General features: G+C 56.4%; 19 protein-coding genes. 4 read left to right on the forward strand and 15 right to left on the reverse strand.

Annotated elements, in window-relative coordinates:
- The first annotated feature begins 134 nt into the window (after nucleotides 1–134).
- A complete protein-coding gene (gene yahO, locus K5Y32_RS10765; protein ID WP_222183556.1) occupies nucleotides 135–404 on the forward strand; it encodes a DUF1471 family periplasmic protein YahO in 270 nt (89 codons plus the stop codon).
- 155 nt (nucleotides 405–559) lie between these two features.
- Here the strand turns inward: yahO and K5Y32_RS10770 are convergent, their stop codons facing one another.
- The 3 genes from K5Y32_RS10770 to K5Y32_RS10780 all read right to left on the reverse strand — a co-directional run bounded on the left by K5Y32_RS10770 (nucleotide 560) and on the right by K5Y32_RS10780 (nucleotide 3555).
- The gene (locus K5Y32_RS10770) at nucleotides 560–1696 is read right to left on the reverse strand and encodes an HlyD family secretion protein (protein WP_222183558.1); all 1137 of its coding nucleotides are present in this window, start codon (nucleotides 1694–1696) and stop codon (nucleotides 560–562) included.
- 3 nt (nucleotides 1697–1699) lie between these two features.
- The gene (locus K5Y32_RS10775) at nucleotides 1700–2014 is read right to left on the reverse strand and encodes a DUF3302 domain-containing protein (protein ID WP_222183561.1); all 315 of its coding nucleotides are present in this window, start codon (nucleotides 2012–2014) and stop codon (nucleotides 1700–1702) included.
- Between the two features lie 473 nt (nucleotides 2015–2487).
- On the reverse strand, nucleotides 2488–3555 hold the full coding sequence (locus K5Y32_RS10780; protein WP_222183563.1) for an SDR family oxidoreductase: 1068 nt from the start codon (nucleotides 3553–3555) through the stop codon (nucleotides 2488–2490).
- Nucleotides 3556–3655: 100 nt separating this feature from the next.
- Here K5Y32_RS10780 and K5Y32_RS10785 point away from each other — a divergent pair, with 100 nt between their 5' ends.
- Nucleotides 3656–4558 carry a LysR family transcriptional regulator gene (locus K5Y32_RS10785; protein WP_222183565.1) on the forward strand — a complete coding sequence of 301 codons (903 nt, stop codon included), beginning with the start codon at nucleotides 3656–3658 and terminating at the stop codon, nucleotides 4556–4558.
- A gap of 191 nt (nucleotides 4559–4749) precedes the next feature.
- Here K5Y32_RS10785 and K5Y32_RS10790 read toward each other — a convergent pair whose 3' ends face one another.
- From K5Y32_RS10790 to K5Y32_RS10820, 7 genes are all read right to left on the reverse strand, one after another.
- A complete protein-coding gene (locus K5Y32_RS10790) occupies nucleotides 4750–5400 on the reverse strand; it encodes a methionine ABC transporter permease (protein WP_061719142.1) in 651 nt (216 codons plus the stop codon).
- The gene (locus tag K5Y32_RS10795) at nucleotides 5384–6484 is read right to left on the reverse strand and encodes a methionine ABC transporter ATP-binding protein (RefSeq protein WP_222183567.1); all 1101 of its coding nucleotides are present in this window, start codon (nucleotides 6482–6484) and stop codon (nucleotides 5384–5386) included. The genes K5Y32_RS10790 and K5Y32_RS10795 overlap by 17 nt, the downstream gene beginning before the upstream one ends.
- A gap of 2 nt (nucleotides 6485–6486) precedes the next feature.
- Complete coding sequence (locus K5Y32_RS10800; protein WP_222183568.1) at nucleotides 6487–7293, reverse strand: MetQ/NlpA family ABC transporter substrate-binding protein; 807 nt, start codon at nucleotides 7291–7293, stop codon at nucleotides 6487–6489.
- A gap of 20 nt (nucleotides 7294–7313) precedes the next feature.
- On the reverse strand, nucleotides 7314–8675 hold the full coding sequence (locus K5Y32_RS10805) for an LLM class flavin-dependent oxidoreductase (protein ID WP_222183569.1): 1362 nt from the start codon (nucleotides 8673–8675) through the stop codon (nucleotides 7314–7316).
- On the reverse strand, nucleotides 8672–9874 hold the full coding sequence (locus K5Y32_RS10810) for an SfnB family sulfur acquisition oxidoreductase (RefSeq protein ID WP_222183570.1): 1203 nt from the start codon (nucleotides 9872–9874) through the stop codon (nucleotides 8672–8674). The genes K5Y32_RS10805 and K5Y32_RS10810 overlap by 4 nt, the downstream gene beginning before the upstream one ends.
- Before the next feature lie 9 nt (nucleotides 9875–9883).
- Nucleotides 9884–11089, reverse strand: coding sequence for an SfnB family sulfur acquisition oxidoreductase (locus tag K5Y32_RS10815; RefSeq protein ID WP_222183572.1), 1206 nt, complete (start codon nucleotides 11087–11089; stop codon nucleotides 9884–9886).
- A 360-nt stretch (nucleotides 11090–11449) separates the two neighbouring features.
- The gene (locus K5Y32_RS10820) at nucleotides 11450–12874 is read right to left on the reverse strand and encodes a hypothetical protein (RefSeq protein WP_222183574.1); all 1425 of its coding nucleotides are present in this window, start codon (nucleotides 12872–12874) and stop codon (nucleotides 11450–11452) included.
- Between the two features lie 253 nt (nucleotides 12875–13127).
- On the opposite strand from K5Y32_RS10820, the gene K5Y32_RS10825 reads away from it, so the two are divergent.
- Nucleotides 13128–14522, forward strand: coding sequence for an amidase (locus K5Y32_RS10825; protein WP_222183576.1), 1395 nt, complete (start codon nucleotides 13128–13130; stop codon nucleotides 14520–14522).
- A gap of 118 nt (nucleotides 14523–14640) precedes the next feature.
- Nucleotides 14641–15588, forward strand: a complete 948-nt coding sequence (locus tag K5Y32_RS10830) for a helix-turn-helix domain-containing protein (protein WP_222183578.1) — start codon at nucleotides 14641–14643, stop codon at nucleotides 15586–15588.
- Here the strand turns inward: K5Y32_RS10830 and K5Y32_RS10835 are convergent.
- The 5 genes from K5Y32_RS10835 to K5Y32_RS10855 all read right to left on the reverse strand — a co-directional run bounded on the left by K5Y32_RS10835 (nucleotide 15577) and on the right by K5Y32_RS10855 (nucleotide 19636).
- Nucleotides 15577–16155, reverse strand: a complete 579-nt coding sequence (locus K5Y32_RS10835; protein WP_222183580.1) for an ANTAR domain-containing response regulator — start codon at nucleotides 16153–16155, stop codon at nucleotides 15577–15579. The genes K5Y32_RS10830 and K5Y32_RS10835 overlap by 12 nt on opposite strands.
- Nucleotides 16156–16313: 158 nt before the next feature.
- Nucleotides 16314–17018, reverse strand: coding sequence for an ABC transporter ATP-binding protein (locus K5Y32_RS10840; protein ID WP_222183582.1), 705 nt, complete (start codon nucleotides 17016–17018; stop codon nucleotides 16314–16316).
- Nucleotides 17011–17742 (reverse strand): ATP-binding cassette domain-containing protein, encoded by a 732-nt coding sequence (locus K5Y32_RS10845; protein ID WP_222183584.1) that lies wholly within the window; start codon nucleotides 17740–17742, stop codon nucleotides 17011–17013. Before K5Y32_RS10845 ends, K5Y32_RS10840 begins: the two co-directional genes overlap by 8 nt.
- Nucleotides 17739–18767 (reverse strand): branched-chain amino acid ABC transporter permease, encoded by a 1029-nt coding sequence (locus K5Y32_RS10850; protein WP_222183586.1) that lies wholly within the window; start codon nucleotides 18765–18767, stop codon nucleotides 17739–17741. The genes K5Y32_RS10845 and K5Y32_RS10850 overlap by 4 nt, the downstream gene beginning before the upstream one ends.
- A complete protein-coding gene (locus K5Y32_RS10855) occupies nucleotides 18767–19636 on the reverse strand; it encodes a branched-chain amino acid ABC transporter permease (RefSeq protein WP_222183588.1) in 870 nt (289 codons plus the stop codon). Before K5Y32_RS10855 ends, K5Y32_RS10850 begins: the two co-directional genes overlap by 1 nt.
- Nucleotides 19637–19646 lie beyond the last annotated feature (10 nt).

Below are 19646 nucleotides of genomic sequence, written 5' to 3' on the forward strand. Positions count from 1 at the left end.
ATACAGGGTAACGATGGAATGGATTCAATTTACCAACAAAACTAATCGTAATGACTTGCTTCAGGTTGTAAATATTTCGCTTCTAAACTATACAATAATAGCAACTCAACTTTCTCTCTAACCCAAGGATCAGTATGAAAAAGTTAATTTTAGGCTTAGTCGTAAGCTCTTTATCATTCAGCTCATTTGCGGCGCAACTGATGACCAAGGTCGAGTTTGAAAAAGTAAAAGATCAGTATGTCGAGGTTGGCAATATTTCCACATCAGGCGAAACGGATGCCGCCAGTGCAAAAGAAGAGCTGTCCAAACTGGCAGATGAAAAAGGCGGCGACATCTATATCGTGACGTCCGCGAATACCAATAACAAAATTTATGGTACTGCAATCGTCTACAAGAAAAAGTAATTTCAAAACTGCCTCAGCATGAATATGACTTCTGCTAAGGCAGTCCTTTTCAAATGAAATAATCTTACCTACGCCCTCCGCCAAATCACGTAGGGTCGCCATTCATGGCGACCAATGCAAGCTTGACTAACAAGCATTAAATAATATCTTTTTTATTAATGGTCAAGATAGAGATAATGAACCCAACTGGTCATGCGTAACAATACCTTGCGCATAACTGAAACATGGGAAAAGTGATCAGAATAAACAGCAACCTGCGCAAAAATACCATCCGGCAATGCATCGACTGCCGTATCAGGATTCAATTCAACCACTGCCAGCACGCCATCCGAACCGGGATCAATCGTCAAAGATTGCAAGGTTCCCTGAGCCTGATATGTACCGCCCGACACCACCGGAATAATTCTCAGCAGTTTCGCGCTGAATACTTGCCCCGGTAGCGCATTAAATACCACTTCCGCTTCATCACCGGGCGTTAAACGCAACAATGAATTTTGTCGGAATTGCGCAATAACCTGACGCTTCTGTTCAGGTATAAAAATCATCACCGGCCGCAGTGGTAATGAAGATGCGAAAGAACCGGGACGAATTAATACCTGCGTGACGTATCCATCACTCGGCGCACGAATAATTGTTTGATCAAGGTTATATTGCGCCTCCGCTAACTGAGCTCTGAGGCTGACAATCTGTGATTGCTCGCCGCCGACCATGCTATCCAGCTGGCTTTTTATCTGCCGTTGTTCAGCAACCGATCCTTTTACCAACGCATCCTGTGCGAGATAGTTTTGCCTGGCATCATCAATATCTTGTTCAGAAAAGGGATTTACGCGGGCTTTACTGCCGGAAAGATAACGTTGATAGTTTTTGTATAGCCGGTCTCTTTCCGCACTCACATTTGAGGTATTCGCCAGGGATTCCTCTAATTGCCCACGTAACACCTGAATATTATGGATGGCGGTGACGAGGTCAGCATTTAACCTGTCAACGCGCGCCTTAAACAAGGTTTGATCTAAGCGGAAAAGCATATCCCCTTTCTTAATCCGCATATTTTGTTTGTCAGTGACTTCCGTGACAATTCCGGTCACCTGCGGGGTGACGGGGATGGCGATAACGGCTTTTTGCGCCAGCGACGTATAGGGATGATTATAATTCATTAACAATATCAAGCCGCTGACCAGCACAATACCGCCCAATGCTGCTGTTGGGACTGTCCATTTATTTACCGGTATTCTGAATATTTTGAAAACGGCCCAAGCCAGGGCGACATAGGTCAATATAATCAGTAAGTCCATATGTCACTCCTTTGGAGAATTCTGGTTTACCGTCACTTTTTGTTCCAACGCCGTTATGCGTTGTTCCAGTGACGCGTTCCTACCTTCCATTCCCCAACCTCGATCTGGCCGGTAAAGCGTGGCCCAAATCCATAAGAACGGCCATAAGACGTGAAGTGTAAACAGGCTTACCCAGCCCGCGACATGTATTGCATCTGCGTGTGGATGATTACGTGATTTTGCAATGAGATAAGGGATATCGTGCAGCACAATTATCCCGTAAAAGATGACAAGAAAAACAAAAACTAAAACCCCAAGCGCAAAGTAGTTTAGAAACATACCAGCCTCGAATTTAAGATGTGCGTAAGAATCAATATAGACGGCAATATTTTTCCTGAACATTTAATTGGAAAAAATAATTTATTCAGTGCCCATAATAAATAGCAGGCTATGAATTTAATATGTACAAGATGATTTATATTGTACAACTTAAACTGCAAAAGTGAGGTTCGTGACGATAGGAATAAAATCGGTTGAATGAGCATGTTAATGAATAAAAAATCATTAATTACTTATAGGAATTGAAAACTAATCATAGGCAGGATGTGACTTAGGTGATTTATATTTTTACCTCAACGATTTTAACGCAGGTTTTGCGCTCAATGCCTGATTTTATGTATATAGGTGCGCATGAATGCGCACCCTACGAAAAACGCGCCAAACCTTTGTAGGGTCGCCATTCATGGCGACCATTTTACGCTTTACTGGCGTGCATCAGCCCCGGCAAGCCGCCCTTTTCAATCAGCAGAACGTTACTGCGGAATCACCTTCTCCGCTTTCAACCGATCAAACAGCTGGGTAAATGAATCCAGCGTTGAACGATAACCGGTGAAGCCCGCTTTGCGGCTCTTGCTCATGTCGGTAAACGCTTCCATCGGACGTCCCAAATCTGCGTCGGTATGCCACCATGATGCCAGTTTAGTGATATCGGCCTCACGCAACTGATAACGCGCCGCCACCTCGCGCCACGCTTCAGCGGCATCCTGCATGCGCCCTTCCAGCGGCATCATCTGCGCCGGATACGCTGCCGCTTCCACGCCAAAATAGGCCGCCAGACGTGGCCACAACCAGTTCCAGCGGAACACATCGCCGTTCACCGCGTTGAAGTCCTGATTGGCCGCTTCTGCCGCCGTGGCCGCCCACAGCAACTGTTCCGCCAGTAAACCGGCATCGGTGACATCGGACACACCATTCCACTGCTCGGGCGAACCTGGGAAAATAAACGGCAAACCTTGCTCGCGGCACAGCGTGGCATACACCGCCAGCGTCTGTCCCATATTCATCGCGTTACCCAGTGCAAATCCAACGATCGAGTGCGGACGATGTACGCTCCAGCGATAGCCATATTTCTCCGCACCGGCAAACACCTCGTCTTCCTGTGCGTAATAGAAGTTATCGACCGGCTGGCGGCCCTGCTCTTCGCGGAATGGCGTCACCGGCACTGCGCCTTTACCGTAGGCTTCGAACGGGCCGAGGTAATGCTTCAGGCCGGTCACCAGCGCCACATGCGATCCCTTCAGACGCTCGCCCAGTGCTTCAATGACGTTACGCACCATGCCGCCATTGACGCGGATGTTCTCTTTCTCATTTTCCTGACGCGACCAGACGCTAAAGAACAGCGCATCCGGCTGCTCTTCTGCCAGCGCAGCACGCACCGCATCACCATCCGTCAGATCGGCAGTCAGGCTGCGGCAACCTTCAGGAATCGCGCCACGTCCGCGCGATAAACCGCTGACCTGCCAACCTTCGCGCTGCAATTTTTCCGCCAGCGCACGTCCAATCACACCGCTGATGCCTACAATCAATGCCTGCTTTTGCATTTCAATTCTCCTCGGTTTCAGTAATGATAAGTTTAATAGAGAATTTAATTCCTATCATTGGCATTAATTCACGGCATTCACAACCTGAGTTCACGAATCCATGCACGATCAGCGCCTGAAAGATATTGTTCCGTTTGTTGCCAGCGTCGAGAGTGGCAGCTTTGCCGCCGCCGCTGAGCGGCTGCATCTCACCGGTTCGGCAGTGAGCAAAAGCGTGACGCGGCTGGAAACCCGCCTTGGTTCGCGGCTGCTGGAGCGCACCACCCGCAGCCTGAAACTTACCGATGCCGGTAACGCTTATTACCAAACCTGTTTACGCATTATGGAGGAGCTGGCAGAAGCCGAAGCGGTGCTGGCGGCGCAGCGCACCATTCCTTCCGGGCGCTTGCGCTTAGCGGTACCGAACACCTATGGACGCCTCGGCGTGATGCCGCTGCTGATTCCATTTTGCCACCAGCATCCGGATGTGGAGCTCAATCTGACTTTTTCCGATCGCTTTATCGACCTGTTTGATGAAGGGATTGATGTTGCGGTGCGCATTGGTGGATCGCCGGATCTGCCCGCCTCGCTGGGCTGTCGCCAGATGGGCCGCGAACGCATGGTGTTTTGCGCATCACCCGATTATCTGGCGCGCGTGGGTCGGCCCACCAGCGAAGCCGAATTGTTGCAGCATCAGGCGATCATGTATGAACGCGTCGATGGCAGCACCAAGCCGTGGCTGTTCACCACGGAAGATGGCTATCTGCACTGGCGTAACCTGCCACACCGCATGGCGCTGGGTGATGTGGATGCGCAGATGCAGGCGCTGTGTGCCGGATTAGGCGTGGCACAGATGCCATCGTGGCTGGTGCGGGAGCCGCTGGCGCGCGGCGAGCTGGAGATCATTCTGCCCGAGCAGCAGCCGGATGGTTTGGCCTTAACCCTGATTTGGCCGCGCCGCAAGCAGCTGTTACCCAAAGTGGATGCGCTACTGGCGGCGTTAGAAGGATTACAGATCCGGTAAATCGCGGCCATGTAAAAGGTGCGCATAAATGCGCACCCTACGAAAATGCGCCGTAGTGTCGCCATTTATGGCGACCTCACCAAACACCGCACCCAACGGTAATTCAACCAGCCGCGACAAACCGCAGCACCGCAGTGCGCATCAACGTGCCGTAGGGTCGCCATTCATGGCGACCTCGCCAAACCCCGCACCTAACGGTGATTCAACCGGCGCGACAACCTGTCGCCAAAAAACTGCAGCACCGTCACCAGCGCCACCAGCACCACAATCACCGTCAGCATCACCTGCATATCAAAACGCTGGTAACCATAACGATACGCCAAATCGCCCAAACCACCGGCGCCAATTGCACCGGCCATCGCCGAGGCGTTAATCATCGTCACCAGCGTAATGGTAAACCCGCTCACAATGCCAGGCCGCGCTTCGGGCAATAAGACATGCCAGATAATGTGCCAGCGATGAAAACCCATCGCCTGCGCCGCTTCGGTCAGCCCTTTATCCACTTCGCGCAGGCTCACTTCAGCGATACGCGCAAAGAACGGCGTCGCCGCCAGCGTCAGCGGCACCACCGCCGCCCACACGCCGTAGGTGGTGCCGACGATCCAGCGGGTAAAGGGAATCAGCGCCACCATCAGAATCAAAAACGGGATCGAGCGGAATAGGTTCACCACCCAGCCCAGCACGCGATTCAGCAGCGGGCTGGGAAACAGATCGCCGCGTCCGGTTACCACCAGAATCACCGCCATCGGCAAACCCAGCGCCAGCGCCAGCAGCGACGACACGCCCACCATCAGCAGCGTATCCAGCAGCCCAATCCATAAACGATCAATAGCCAGTGACATAGCCCGGAATCTCCAGTTGGTCCGCAATAGGGGTTAACCGGGTCCGCGCGGCATCAGCGTCGTGCTGCGCATCAAGCAGCAGCAACATTTGCCCGGTCGGTTTGCTGTCCACCCACTCCACCGCGCTATAAATTAACGTCAGTTCCCCGCCAACCCGGGCGCTTAGCGCCGCCAAATCCGGCTGTGCGCCCTGTCCGGTGTAGCGCAACCGCACCAGCAGACGCGAATCGCCACGCTCGCGCGTTGGCGTCAGCAGCGGTTGAATCGCTTCCGGCAGCGCGCTGAACTGTGGATTGAGCAGCTGTCGCGTGGTCTCTTGCTGCGGATCGCTATATACCTGCCACACCGGTCCGCGCTCAATGATTTCGCCCTGATCGATCACCGCCACCTGATGGCAGAGATCGTGCACCACGTCCATTTCATGGGTAATCAGCACGATGGTGATGTGACGTTGCTGATTAATCTTCTTCAGCAGCGCCAGAATCGAGCGCGTGGTTTCCGGATCGAGCGCCGAGGTGGCTTCATCACATAGCAGCAGTTCCGGATCGTGCACCAGCGCGCGCGCAATGCCGACGCGCTGCTTCTGCCCGCCGGACAATTGCGCCGGCCACGCGTGCTGGCGCTGCTCAAGGCCCACCAGCGCCAGCAGTTCATCCACTTTGCGCCGCCGCTCCGCCGCAGGTACGCCCGCCACTTTCATCGGCAGCTCGATGTTTTCGCGCACCGTTTTCGCCGACAGCAAATTGAAATGCTGGAAAATCATGCCGGTACCGCGTCGCCAATCCACCAGCTGACGATCGCTCAGCGTGCCGAGGTCAATCCCGTCAATCACCACCTGACCGCGAGTAGGATTTTCCAGCCGATTGAGGCAGCGGATCAGCGTCGATTTACCGGCACCGCTGCGCCCAATGATGCCGAAAATCTCGCCGCGCTTAACCTGCAGATCGACCTCTTTCAGCGCATCCTGAGTTTGCCCGGGATAGCGTTTACTCAAGCCACGAATCTGCACGTGGATTTTCCCTGCCGTCTCGGCCGTCGGTGACAGCAACGCATCGCGCTCGCCGGGTAGCGTCAGGCTCACCATGCTTACTGGCTCCAGCCCGGCTGATACAGCTTGCCGTAGAAATCATCGAGTTTGGCGCGCACCACCGGCGAATGCTGGTAGATATCAACGAACTTCGCCAGGCGCGGATCGTTCTGATGACCGTCGCGGATCACGAACTGAATCACGTATTCCGGATGTTCCAGGCCATCAAACAGCAGCGCATTGTTCGGATCGATGGTCTTCGACAGGCGCAGATAGTGCGGATAACCCTGCGCTAAATCGACTTCATCCAGCGAACGCGACAGCTGCACCGCTTCCACTTCGATAATCTTCAGATGCTTTGGATTACTGACAATGTCATCCACGGTAGATTTGAGGCCCGCGCCCGGTTTTAAGGTAATCAGCCTGGCTTTTTGCAGCAGCAACAAGCCGCGCGCGCCGTTGATCGGATCGTTGGCAATTGCCACCGTGCCGCCATCGGGAATCTGGTCAATCGCGGTATGTTTTTTCGAATAGAGGCCGATGTTGTTGATGATCGCTGGCGCGAACGGCACCAGATGGAATCCGCCCTGCTGATTGGCATTCTCAAGGAACGGTTTGTGCTGGAACAGGTTCACATCGATATCACCGTTTTCCACGCTGACGTTCGGCGCGGTCCAGTCGGTGAACTCCACCAGCTCAACGTTCAAACCCTGTTTTTTCGCCTCAGCCACCGCGGTTTCCAGCGGCGGCGCAAAGGCTGCTGTAGTACCGACTTTCAGCGGCCCGCTGTAGTTTTCGGCGGCGACGGCGCTAAACGCCAGCAGTGCGACGCTGGCAGCCAGCGCAAAATGACGTGCAATGTTCATATCAGATCCCTGAGGTTAAATTAAAGAAGGTTAACGCCGTCGCGCCAGCGCGCCGCCGGATGGCGATCGGGCAAACGGTCCTGCTGTTGAAAAATTTTCTGCCGCAATGAACCGGGCTGATACGCGGTCTTGAAGCGGCCGCGCTGCTGTAATTCCGGCACCACCAAATCGATAAAATCGCGGTAGCTCTGCGGATTAAGGATGCGCGTCAGGTTAAAGCCGTCGATATCGCCTTCATCGATCCACTTAATCAGCGCATCCGCGACCTGGCTCGGATTGCCGACGATCAGTGGATAGCGGCTGCCCATCGCGTGCTGCTCCAGCAAACGACGCCGCGTCCAGCCGCTGAAGGCTTTGCTCACCGATTCTATGGCGCGCGTGTCGCCGGTCTGAATCGGCTCATCGAGTTCGAATGCCGCAAGATCGAGGCCAATCGAGCTGGAGAAGTGCGCGATGCCGGCTTCCGGGCTGGCGTAGGCGAGGTAGCTTTGATGCTTCTCCTGCGCTTCACGTTCGGTAGGCGCGACAATCACGCTGACGCCCATAAAGATGCGCAGATCGTCAGGATGGCGTCCGGCCTCCACCGCCGCCTGGCGCAAGCGCGTCGATTGCTCGCGCATCGCTGCCGGTGACGCGGCATTCACAAAACTGCACTCGGCGTGACGTCCGGCGAACTGCACGCCGCGCGCCGAGGAACCGGCCTGAAACAGCAGCGGCGTGCGCTGCGGCGACGGGCTGCTCAGGTGATAACCCTGCACCTGATAGAACTCGCCCTGATGATTGATTTGGCGGATTTTATTGGCATCGGCGTAGCGACGATTGGCTTTATCCTGCACCAGCGCATCATCCTGCCAGCTGCCTTCCCACAGCTTGTAGGTGACATCGAGAAACTCATCGGCCTGATCGTAGCGGCGATCGTGCGCCAGCAGCTGTTGCTGGCCCATGGCACGCGCGGCGCTATCAAGATAACCGGTGACGATGTTCCAGCCGATGCGCCCTTTGGTCAGGTGATCGAGCGTAGAAAGGCGGCGCGCGAACGGATACGGCGCTTCATAACTCAGGTTGGCGGTGACGCCAAAACCCAGATGCTGCGTAACGCTGGCCATGCCGGAAATCAGCATCAGCGGATCGTTCACCGGTAGCTGAATCGACTCTTTGGCGGTCAGACCAATGCCTTGTTGATAGACGTCATATACACCGAGAATATCGGCGATAAACAGCCCATCAAACAGCCCGCGCTCCAGCAAACGCGCCAGATCCAGCCAGTAATCCAGTGAGTTGAAATCCACCGAACGATCCTGCGGATGCGTCCACATACCGTGATGAATGTGCCCAACGCAGTTCATATTGAAGGCGTTGAGCAGAATCTGTTTGTGGCTCATATCGTCCCCCGACGCGGCGGCAACACGCCATTCAGCAGGTAGTTGCCGATGGCCGGATATTTCCAGCGCACCGGATCGTGCAAGGTGTGGGTACGCGCATTGCGCCAGTGGCGGTCAAAGTTATGCTCGCGCAGGCTGGATCGCGATCCGCCAAGTTCAAACAGCAGATTGCTGGCCTCCAGTGACACGTCCGTGGTCCAGGCGCGCGCTTTTGCGACTTCCACCGACGCCAGCGCCACGTTTTCGGCGCTGGGATCGCGCTGCGCTACGTCAACAGCATCACCCGCAATTGCCAGCAGCGCATCGCCGGCGCTCAAACGTGCGGCCAGACGACCGGTGCGATCGAGCGTCAGCGGATCGTCGCTGGCACGATCCACGCCGCTGTCCGGCCACGGCCGCGCGCGCTGACGCAGGAAATCGAGCATGTCGTCAAACGCCGCCCGCGCGATGCCCTGATCGATAGCGGCATGCATAATCTGCGCAAATGGCCCAACGGTGCTCGGACGCTCAAACGCCGTCTGGAACGGCACCACATCTTCCGGCGCAATGGCTACGTCGCGGAACTGCACGCTGCCGCTGCCAGTGGTGCGCTGACCAAAGCCGCTCCAGTCATCAATCACGTTGACGCCGTGCTGATGGCGCGGCACAAACACCAGCTGCTCTTTGCCATCATCGGCAATCGCCAGCGTCGGAATACGGTCGGCATACAGCGCGCCAGTGCAGTAAAACTTGTTGCCGTTGAGGCGTAATCCATCCGCCTGCTGCGAAACCGCCGTAGAACGTTGATGCGCGGCAGGCGAACTGAATTCCGCCAGCGCGTTGCCGTGATGCACGCCCGCCAGCACTTCGGCGTAGAGCCGCTGTTTCTGCGCCTCGCTGCCGTTGATGCGCAACACTTCCAGCGCATAAAAATGGTTCTGCGGCACCTGACCAATCGAACCGTCGGCGGCGCTCAAAAGCACGAAAATTGCTGCCAGTTCGGCGGTAGAAATCTCAATGCCGCCAAAGTCACGCGGCACGGTGATGGCGCCGAGTCCGGATTGAAACAGCTGCTGCAACTCGGTGTGCGGCAGTTCACGTTCGCGGTCGCGCTGGGCAGAACCAGCACGAAAACGTTCCGCCAGCTCCTGCGCGACCTGCAACGCCTGCTGGGCATTATTAATGCGCGTCGCGCGCTGTTTAGGTGATACCTGCGTCATGGTTGCTCCTTAAATCCACGCATGACGCGCAGGCAGCGCATCATTGAGGTAATAGTTGCCGATGGCATGAGTTTTCCAGCGCACCGGATCGTGCAGCGTGTGGGTGCGCGCATTGCGCCAGTGACGATCGAGTCCGTGGCGCAGCAAGGTGCCACGACTGCCGCCCCATTCCAGCAGTTTCTCGCTGGCACGCAGCGCCACTTCAGTGGTGAGCACTTTGGCTTCCGCTACCGCAATCGATGCGCGTGCGCAGTTTTCAGCGGTCAGCGCCTGTTGATCGATGCTGTCGAGTACGCGGGCAGCACGCGTCAGCAGCGCGTTGGCGGCGCTCAGTTCAGTGCTGATGCGGCCCACATCGGCGAGGATGTAGGGATCGTCAGCATTACGGCTGACATTGGCATCCACCCAGGGTCGCGAGCTGCTGCGCACAAACTCCAGTGCCTCATCCAGCGCGCCTTGCGCAATACCCGCATCAATCGCCGCCTGAATCAGCTGAGAAACTGCGCCGCGCAGCGTCGGCTTTTCAGCGGGAGGCAACGACATCAATAACGCTGGATCAACCACAACCTGTTGCAGCTTCACCGTGCCGCTGGCGGTGGTGCGCTGACCGATACCGGACCAGTCATCAACAATCTCCACGCCCGGCGTCGGCAGTGGAATAAAGGCCATCTTCGGCTGCTGATCGTGCATCGCCGTGGTGACCAGAATGTCGGCGAACAGCGCGCCGGTAGAGTAGAACTTCTCGCCGGTGAGCTCTACGCCCTGTGACGTTGTCACCAGCTGCGCCTGCACATCACGCGTGTGTTTGGTGTTTTTCTCCGGTCCGCCGTTGCCCAGACGCTTGCCCTGCACCACCGCGCTCAGCAGCTGCTGCTGTTGCGCGGCAGAACCTTCGCCGAGGATGAACTGAATCAGACCAAAGTGGTTTTGCGGGATTTGCCCCAGCGACGGATCGCTGGCGGAGATCAAACGAAACACTTCGGCCATGGTTTGGTACGACAAACCTGCGCCACCAAATTCGCGCGGCACGCTGATGCTGCCAAGTCCTAATGCGGTGAACTGGTTGAGCAGCGCGATGGGGTAAATGCGCTGCTGGTCGCGCTCGACTGCGCCGCCTTTCGCCTGCTCGGCCAAATGGCGTGCGGCGGCGATGGCTTCTTCATCGCTGTTTAATACCGCCGCGCGGTTAATAATCTCGTCACTGTTTTGCGTCATAGCTGATTTCACTTTTACTGCACAGCGAATAGTAAGCCTGCACTGAAAAACTCAGCAGGCCGTGGAATTAATAACGGATTGAAAGCGATGATAATCAGCGGGGTTAAAGCAAGTAAATAGCGCGGTTATGCTATATCCGGCAATGCGTTGCCATTATTAAGCTATGGATTTATTTAAGCACAACAACAGGCTAGCGGCGGCGCTGCGGAGAATTAACGAGTATAAAAAATCGGCGAGTTATTCTTAAGATCAAATAACGCAATTGAATTTTAAATAATGCATATAACGTAGGGTCGCCATTAATGGCGACCTTGTGGAACTGTGCGGGATTTTATAAGGTCGCCATTAATGGCGACCCTACTATATTTGTGTATCAAACTGCGCGGCAGCGAAACTGCGGGTGGATTCGCTTTTCACACTATGCGGAATCTGCACGCTATCGATCAACTTCGCCAGCTGATAGGTTTTCACCGTCTCATTTTGCGTTAGCTGCTGCGCATAATTCGCGGTCAAATCCCCTTTCTTATTCTGCGTCACCGACGTCTGGCTGCGCTCTTCATCATCGATCAAATGATACTTATAGTTTTGCGACGACTTCTGTTCAGTCAACTTCGCAGCTGAGGCAGAATCCAGCGCGGTGTGGAAGCTGGCCTTGAGTTTAAACAGCGTTTGCTGGGTCAAATCCTGGGTATCACCATGGGTTTGCGCAGCGGTTTTTTGCGCCACGTTCAGGGAGAAGGTGTCTTGCTCTTCCGGCTTATACGGATTGCCGGAAACCGGCGTCTGCTGATAGCTCGCCGAGAAGTCCGCCAGTCCGCTGATCGCACCGTTCTTCGCCGCGTTGGCATCAATCGACTTCACGCGCTGCGTATTGATGCTTTCCGCCGCTTTGCCTTCGGTGGTATTGAGCGCGCGGAAGCTGTCTTTAAACAGCGTCAGCATGTCGCGATCGCCGTGACCACGCGAAGCTGCCTGATCAAATTTGCTGCTCCACTGATCCAGCGCCGCTGCCTGCTGTGCCGCGCTGCCCGCCTGCGTCAGTTTCGAAACATCGGTATCGAGTTTGATGCTGACATCGCCGTTGTGGAAGCCAAGCCAGCGCTCCTGATCGTCAGCATGCAAGTTCAGCGACTGCGTGACATTATTGCCATTACGCAGATCGGTCTTCAAATCGACGCTTTTCAACACTGAACTATCGAACTTCATCAGATCGCTGATATCGAGTTTAGTGGTGCTGCCATCCAGGCCATCCAGCGCCTTCTGCAAACCGGCGGATAGCTGACCCATCGCCGCCGCTTCATCGTTACTCAGTTGGCCACCGCTGGTCTTAAGCTCCACCACCATGCCGCCCTGTTGACGCGTCATCTGCAAACTCACCTGCACGCCAGATTGGGTAGTGATGGTCAGCGCCAGCGCACTTTGGCTGCTGCTCCGCGCACCATCTACCGCTTCCGTCGCTGGCACGCTTAAGGTTACGTCGCCGCGATGGCTGGCCAGATTACTCAATAAGGTGCTGCCGAGACCGTTCATGCCGACGCCGCTGGCATGCGCGGCACCGTTGAGCTGCGCTTGCAGGCTGCTGGTGACATCGACGGAACTCTTGACCTGCGCGGGCTCTATTTTATAGATTGCAGCGATGGCGTCACTCGCCTCGCTGAAGGTGACTTTGGTCGACGCTTCCGCCGTAAGGGCGTTTTGCGCGGATTTGTTGTTCACCGCCGGCGTCACCACCGCATTCGATGCGATTAAATTTCTCAGTACGCTGCTGCCAATCCCATTTAGCATGAAAATAATCCTCGTTGTGTACTATTCCTGAGAGTTATCGGCGTATTAACGAGCAGCTTTAGTCACCTTTACATTATTCGGTCGCCATAAATGGCAACCCTACTGTAGGGTCGCCATTAATGGCGACCTTCTCAAAACAACATCCCAACCTGGCATTCCAGACATACCATCTGTCCGCCTAAACACAGCCGCACTTCGCGCAGTGACTTAGGTTATTCATCAACACGTCTCTCACTCACGAGGTAAGGTCACGATGGATAACCTGCATTACAAAAGTTTGCTGGAAATTGGCCGCTTGATTCAGTCGGGCGAAATCTCTTCGGTAGAGGTCACGCAAACCCTGCTGACGCGCATCGATACGCTCGATCGCGACTTACACAGCTACTTCTACGTGATGCGCGACAGCGCGCTGCAACAGGCGGCCGAAGCCGATGCCGAAATAGCTCAGGGCAAAATGCGCGGTCCGCTGCACGGCGTGCCGATCGCGCTCAAAGATCTGATCTGGACCAAAGATGCGCCCACCAGCCACGGCATGATCATCCACAAAGATCGTTACCCATCAGAAGACTCCACTGTGGTGGAGCGCTTCCGCGCGGCGGGTGCGGTGATTCTTGGCAAACTGACGCAAACCGAAAGCGCCTTCGCCGATCACCATCCCGATATCACCCGGCCAAATAATCCGTGGGGCAGCGCGCTGTGGACCGGCGTCTCCTCCAGCGGATCCGGCGTCGCCACCGCCGCAGGTTTATGCTTCGGCTCAATTGGCACCGATACCGGCGGCTCGATTCGTTTTCCCTCCAACGCCAACGGCCTGACCGGCATTAAACCGACGTGGAGCCGCGTCACGCGTCACGGTGCCTGCGAACTGGCGGCATCACTGGATCATATCGGCCCGATGGCGCGCAACGCCGCCGATGCCGCCGCCATGTTGCAGGCGATTGCTGGTCGCGATGACAAAGATCCCACCTCCAGTAGCGAGCCGGTGCCGGATTATCTGGCGCTGATGACGCGCGGCATCAGCAAGATGCGCATCGGTGTTGATAAAAGCTGGGCGCTGGAGAAAGTCGACGAGGAGACACGCGCTGCGCTGCAATCAGCGATCGCCACCTTGAGTTCGCTCGGCGCGACGCTGGTAGATATCACCTTACCCGATACCGAAAAAGCCGCCGCCGAGTGGAGCGCACTCTGCGCCGTGGAAACCGCGCTGGCGCATCAAGACACTTATCCGGCGCAGAAAGATCACTACGGTCCGGGCCTCGCTGGTCTGCTGGATCTCGGTCACAGCGTCACCGCGCTGGAGTATCAACGTTTGCTACTCAGCCGTGCGGCGCTGCGCGGCGATATCTCCGCGCTCTTTACTCAGGTTGATCTGATTCTGGCACCGGCTACCGCGTATGCCGGATTAACCTGGGACACCATGACCCGTTTTGGTACCGATCAGGCACTGTTTAACGGCGTGCTGCGCTATACCAGTGCATTCGATGCCAGCGGACATCCCACCATCACCTTGCCGTGCGGCAAAACCGCAGGCGGCGCGCCGATTGGCTTCCAACTGGTGGCAGCACATTTCGCCGAAACCACCATGATTCAGGGCGCGTGGGCCTTCCAGCAGGTCACCGACTGGCATAATCAGCATCCTGCGTTGTAAATCTGCGTTGTTTGCCGCCCCGATAGCTTCGGGGCGGTCATTTCACCCGCTCATGGCCTGAAACTTGCTTCAACTTCCTGACTTCCGCCCTTTTTCGCCATGTTTAGGGGATGCTGATATGAAAGAGCTTTTCACCACCGACGATCTCGATAACCGTCATCGCTTCGATGCCTGGCGTGATGCGGTGTGCTCGCGTCTGATCAACGCACAAGCGCGACAGATGCATTCAGGCACTTTTTCCGGCAGCTTTGCCTATTCGATGCTCGGTCACATGGATATTGCCAATCACGTATCGCATACCGCGCTGATGTGGCAACGCACGCCGGAGTGCATCCGCCGCCATCCTAATCACGATTTCTATCTGGGCTACGTTTGCGCCGGCAGCGGCACGCTGCGGCAGAATGGCCATCAATCACGCGTCAGCGCGGGCGACGTGGTGATTTACGATGCCGCGACGCCGTTTGATTTTGCCATGGAGAAGGTGGCGATCAATATCGTGCATCTGCCACGTCACATCATGGAGAAGGAAGCGCCAGCTACTGCCAAACTGGCGGGCAAAACGCTTGATCTCACGCGCCCCGGCATGGCATCGCTCAAGTTGCTGCTGCAGGAAGCGTTCGTGTTTAATCCCGACCGCGAGAACCCGTTTCTGGCTGAGCAGTTTGCCAACACGCTGCTGAATATGATTTCGGTGAGCGTCAATTTGCAGCACAGCGAAGAGGCGCTGAAGCCGGATCTCTACTCACGCGTGGTGAGTTTTCTGCGTCACAACCTGCAGGAGCCAGAGCTGTCGGTGGCGCAGATCGCCAATGCGCATCATGTCTCGCCGCGCACTATCAGCCGGGTGTTTGCCGCGCACGGCACCACGCCGATGAACTTCCTCTGGCAGGAGCGTTTGCAGGCGTGTCATCGCATTCTCGCCGAAGGCAAAGCGCGCAATATCACCCAGGTGGCGTTGGATCACGGCTTTAGCGATATGTCGCACTTCAGCCTGGCGTTCCGCAAAACCTTTGGTTATACGCCCAGCAGCCTGTTACGGCAGCCGGACGCACCGCTACTTTTGTAGCGTGGTGATCACGCGCTCGGCGGTGTATTCCATGCTGCTGCGCGTGTTCATCGCTTCACTGCGCATCAAGCGGTACGCCCCCGATTCATCCAGCCCGAAGGTTTGCATCAGCACGCCTTTGGCCTGCGCCAACCTTTCCCCGCGCGCTTTACGCGCCTGCTGCACAGCACGCAACCGCTGCTGATGACGCACGGTTTGTAGCGTGCCAATCATCTGCACAATCAAGGCAAACGGATTGAGCTCACGCTCGGCGATAGCGTTCGGCTGGAGTTGCAGTAGCAGCGGAAACAGCCGCGCGTTGTGGCTATCCGCCAGCGCGATGAGGGGAATATCCTTTTCGCGCGCGCTGTTAAACAGAGTGGATAAAGGCTGCTGCTGATGGACATCGATCGCCACCAGCAGCAGCTGCGTATCCGTGGAGAGTGACGCGGCAGGCGGCCAGCTGTGCTGCGCGTGACAGCCCAACTGCGTCAGCGAGGCGCAAAACGCGCGCACGCTCTGTGAATCAGGATGGAAAATATGCAGCCGGACACCAGAAAGCGTTGCCAGTAATGATTGTTCAGTCATGGTTCACCCTATGCGCATCCCGAATGAGGAAAGCTCACAGTAAGCGAGCGGATGGGTTAACGCTTTGCTGATGCTGCCGGGTGCTGTGTCAGGGCGGACAAGGAAGCGGTTCGGTATTTGGCAAGGTCACCATGAATGGTGACCCTACAAAATGATGCTCAAACATGAAACCCCAAAAACTGCTCCGCCACGCTGGCGCTCGACTGGGTTCTCGGATCGATCTTCTGCACAATCTGCCCCTTTTCAATCACATGAATCTGGTCAGAGAGCGCGTAAAGAAACTCGATATCCTGCTCCACCAGAATGATCGAAATATCCATCTCATGGCGCAGCCGCCGCAACGTCTCGATAATCTCCTCGCAGATATTCGGTTGAATCCCTTCCGTTGGCTCATCCAGCAGCACCAGCTGCGGCTGGCCGCACAGGCATCGCGCCAGCGCCAATAGCTGCTGCTCGCCGCCCGATAGCGCACCGCCCGGCTGCGCCAGCAGGCGTTTCAGGCGCGGAAAATACGCCAGCATCTGCTCGATAATCTCTCCGGCGCGGGAAAAATGTTTCACGCAGCCCATGCGCAGATTTTCCTCAACCGTCAGCTGCGGGAAAATCTGTCGGCCTTGCGGCACAAAACCGATGCCCGCAACCGCCCGCTGGTGCGCCTGATAACGGGTAATATCGATGCCGTTCAATGCGATCTGGCCTTGCCAGGCCGGCAGTTCGCCCATAATGGTGCGCAGCAGCGTGGTTTTGCCCATGCCGTTGCGGCCCAGCACGCCGGTAAACGACTTCGCGCCGACAAACAGCTCGGATAAGTTCAGCACCGGAATCTTGTTGTAACCCGAGACCATCTCTTTGATTTCAAGCATGTTTAATCTCCAGATTGCCGAGATACGCCTCTTTCACCCGCGGATTTTGCGTCACCTCGCGGAAGCTGCCTTCCGCCAGCACCGCGCCCTGGTTAAACACCGTCACCTGCTGCGCAATCATGCTGATGAACTCCATGTCATGCTCCACCACCACCACCGTGCTCTGCTGATTAATCGCCTTGATCAGCTGCGCGGTTTTGCGCACTTCCTGATGCGTCATACCCGCCGCCGGTTCATCCAGCAGCACCAGCTGCGGTTTGGAGATCAGGATCATCCCCAGCTCCACCCACTGCCGCTGACCATGTGCCAGTTCCGAGAGCACCGCATGTTGCAGATCGACCAGACCGATATCCTCCAGCACCTGTTCTATCGCCGCCGGCAGCGCCGCTTTCGCCAGCTTATTTGCTGCCGCCTGCCACAGGTTTTCCCGCACGCTTAAGCCTTCGAACACGCTCGGCACCTGAGTTTTAATGCCAATCCCCAAACGCGCGATTTCCCATGACCGTTTGCCGGAGATCACCTGTTCGCGATAGCGGCACTCGCCGCGCGTCGGCGTGACCTGGCCGCTCAGCATCTTGAAGAAAGTGCTTTTGCCTGCGCCGTTAGGGCCGATCAGGCAGCGCAACTCACCTTCACGTAGGGTGAAATCCACCTCTTTCACCGCATGCACGCCGCCAAAACTGACGCCCATTTTGCGGGTTTCCAGTAACACGTTGGCCGTCATGGTTTCACCTCACTGACCTGCGCGCGGCTGGCGGGCGCGGCGGGACGCTTGCGCCGCCACAGACGCTGCAACGTTGGCAGAATGCCGCCCGGAATCAGCAACACAAACACCGCCAGAATCACGCCGAGCACTAAATTGACATCCACGGTTTGCTGCGCGCCCAGCCGCGTCACCATCCACTGTAACAGCACGCAGCTGATCACCGGACCCAGCAGCGTGCCGCGTCCACCGACAATCACCCAGATGATGATCTGCGCCGACTGGCTGATGCTGAACACGCCGGGACTGACAAAGGCGCCCCAGTTGACGTACAAACAGCCCGCCAGTCCGGCAATGGCCGCGCCGATGGCGAAGGTTGCCAATTTATGCGCCGGCACGTTGTAGCCGAGCAATCCGGCGCGCTGCTCGTTCTCACGAATCGCCACCACGGTTTTGCCAAAACGGCTCAGCAGCACGAACTTCAGCAAGGCGTAGCACAGCGCCAGACATCCGGCGGTGACCATAAAGATCGCCTCGGGCGATAAAATCGCCTCCGGCTGGAACGGCAGGTTAAGCGTCGGCACCGAAGGAATGCCGTTAAAGCCGCCCAGCAACGCCTCGCCGATGTGGTATTCGCTGCCGGAGGTGGAGTTGACCCAGTTAAACAGCACCAGACTCACCGCCAGCGTGATGGCGCCGAGATAGACATCGCTGACGCCGCCATAAAAAATCACATAGCCGAGCAACAGCGAGAACAACGTTGGCAGCAGCACCGCCATCACCACCGCCCAGGTCGAATCGCCCCAGTTGATAGCGCAAATCGCATAGGTGTAGGCCCCTAATCCGAAAAACGCCGCCTGACCAAAGCACAGGATGCCGCCGTAACCCCAGATGAACGCCAGGCTGAGCGACAACAAACCCATCACCAGAAACACCGTCAGCGACAGCAAGGTGTAGAGCTCAATCGCGCCTGACAGCCACAGCGCCACCAGCACCATCGCCAGTGAGATGACGATAATCTGGATCTTTTCCGAGAACAGTTTCATTACAGCGATCTCCTGAAGAAGCGTCCGGTGATGCCCTGCGGCAGCAAGCGCAGCAGCACAATGGCGCTCAGCAATAGCGCGACGGCACCAAACACCGGCGTGGAGAAGTACGTCACCAGTTGCGAAATGGTGCCGAATAACGTCGAGGCGGAGAGCGTTCCGGCGATGATGGCGCTACCACCGCCAATCACCGTGATAAAGGCTTTGGCGATAAAGCTGACGCCAATGGTCGGGATCACGCCGGTAATCGGCGCTAATAGCGCGCCGCCTAAACCCGACAGCGCTGCGCCCAGGCCAAACGTCAGGCTGTAGATTTTGCCCGGATTGCTGCCGAGCGCCGCCGCCATGCGCGCATTCTGCATGGTGGCGCGCGCGCACAAACCTAAAGTGGTGAAGCGCAGCAACAACCACAGCGCGCCGAGCAAGGCGATCGCAAACACAATCATGAACAGCGAATAACCGCTGGTGCTGTAGCTGCCGATGCTGACGCTGGGCAGCGGTGAACTGATGCCCAGCGTGGTGTTGCCGAACAGCATGGTGGCGGCACCAATCAGCGCCAGACTCAGCCCCCATGTCGCCAGCATGGTGTCGATCATCCGCCCATACAGATGACGGATAATTACGCGCTCGATTACCGCGCCAAACACCCCCACAGTGAGCGGCGCAATCACCAGCATCGAGATCCAGATCGGCACGCCCCACTGATTGGTGGCGAGAATGGCGCTGTAGCCGCCCAGCATCATGAATTCGCCGTGCGCCATGTTGACGATTTTCATCATGCCGAACACCACCGCCAGCCCGACGCTCATGATCACCAGCACGGCGATGGCATTGAGCACTTCAATGGCGTAGATAATGAACAGATCCATAGCGGCTCCT

Origin of the sequence: Pantoea sp. DY-15 (assembly GCF_019795935.1) — a bacterium.
Classification (GTDB): Bacteria; Pseudomonadota; Gammaproteobacteria; order Enterobacterales; family Enterobacteriaceae; genus Pantoea; species Pantoea leporis.

What these genes read in the sequence shown, in the direction of transcription:
- K5Y32_RS10800 (WP_222183568.1), bottom strand. Translation starts at nt 7,293, where the DNA reads ATGAACATTGCACGTCATTTTGCGCTGGCTGCCAGCGTCGCACTGCTG.
- K5Y32_RS10855 (WP_222183588.1), bottom strand. Translation starts at nt 19,636, where the DNA reads ATGGATCTGTTCATTATCTACGCCATTGAAGTGCTCAATGCCATCGCC.
- K5Y32_RS10840 (WP_222183582.1), bottom strand. Translation starts at nt 17,018, where the DNA reads ATGCTTGAAATCAAAGAGATGGTCTCGGGTTACAACAAGATTCCGGTG.
- K5Y32_RS10780 (WP_222183563.1), bottom strand. Translation starts at nt 3,555, where the DNA reads ATGCAAAAGCAGGCATTGATTGTAGGCATCAGCGGTGTGATTGGACGT.
- K5Y32_RS10850 (WP_222183586.1), bottom strand. Translation starts at nt 18,767, where the DNA reads ATGAAACTGTTCTCGGAAAAGATCCAGATTATCGTCATCTCACTGGCG.
- K5Y32_RS10825 (WP_222183576.1), top strand. Translation starts at nt 13,128, where the DNA reads ATGGATAACCTGCATTACAAAAGTTTGCTGGAAATTGGCCGCTTGATT.
- K5Y32_RS10810 (WP_222183570.1), bottom strand. Translation starts at nt 9,874, where the DNA reads ATGACGCAGGTATCACCTAAACAGCGCGCGACGCGCATTAATAATGCC.
- K5Y32_RS10785 (WP_222183565.1), top strand. Translation starts at nt 3,656, where the DNA reads ATGCACGATCAGCGCCTGAAAGATATTGTTCCGTTTGTTGCCAGCGTC.
- K5Y32_RS10775 (WP_222183561.1), bottom strand. Translation starts at nt 2,014, where the DNA reads ATGTTTCTAAACTACTTTGCGCTTGGGGTTTTAGTTTTTGTTTTTCTT.
- K5Y32_RS10835 (WP_222183580.1), bottom strand. Translation starts at nt 16,155, where the DNA reads ATGACTGAACAATCATTACTGGCAACGCTTTCTGGTGTCCGGCTGCAT.
- K5Y32_RS10815 (WP_222183572.1), bottom strand. Translation starts at nt 11,089, where the DNA reads ATGACGCAAAACAGTGACGAGATTATTAACCGCGCGGCGGTATTAAAC.
- K5Y32_RS10790 (WP_061719142.1), bottom strand. Translation starts at nt 5,400, where the DNA reads ATGTCACTGGCTATTGATCGTTTATGGATTGGGCTGCTGGATACGCTG.
- K5Y32_RS10795 (WP_222183567.1), bottom strand. Translation starts at nt 6,484, where the DNA reads ATGGTGAGCCTGACGCTACCCGGCGAGCGCGATGCGTTGCTGTCACCG.
- yahO (WP_222183556.1), top strand. Translation starts at nt 135, where the DNA reads ATGAAAAAGTTAATTTTAGGCTTAGTCGTAAGCTCTTTATCATTCAGC.
- K5Y32_RS10820 (WP_222183574.1), bottom strand. Translation starts at nt 12,874, where the DNA reads ATGCTAAATGGGATTGGCAGCAGCGTACTGAGAAATTTAATCGCATCG.
- K5Y32_RS10830 (WP_222183578.1), top strand. Translation starts at nt 14,641, where the DNA reads ATGAAAGAGCTTTTCACCACCGACGATCTCGATAACCGTCATCGCTTC.
- K5Y32_RS10805 (WP_222183569.1), bottom strand. Translation starts at nt 8,675, where the DNA reads ATGAGCCACAAACAGATTCTGCTCAACGCCTTCAATATGAACTGCGTT.
- K5Y32_RS10845 (WP_222183584.1), bottom strand. Translation starts at nt 17,742, where the DNA reads ATGACGGCCAACGTGTTACTGGAAACCCGCAAAATGGGCGTCAGTTTT.
- K5Y32_RS10770 (WP_222183558.1), bottom strand. Translation starts at nt 1,696, where the DNA reads ATGGACTTACTGATTATATTGACCTATGTCGCCCTGGCTTGGGCCGTT.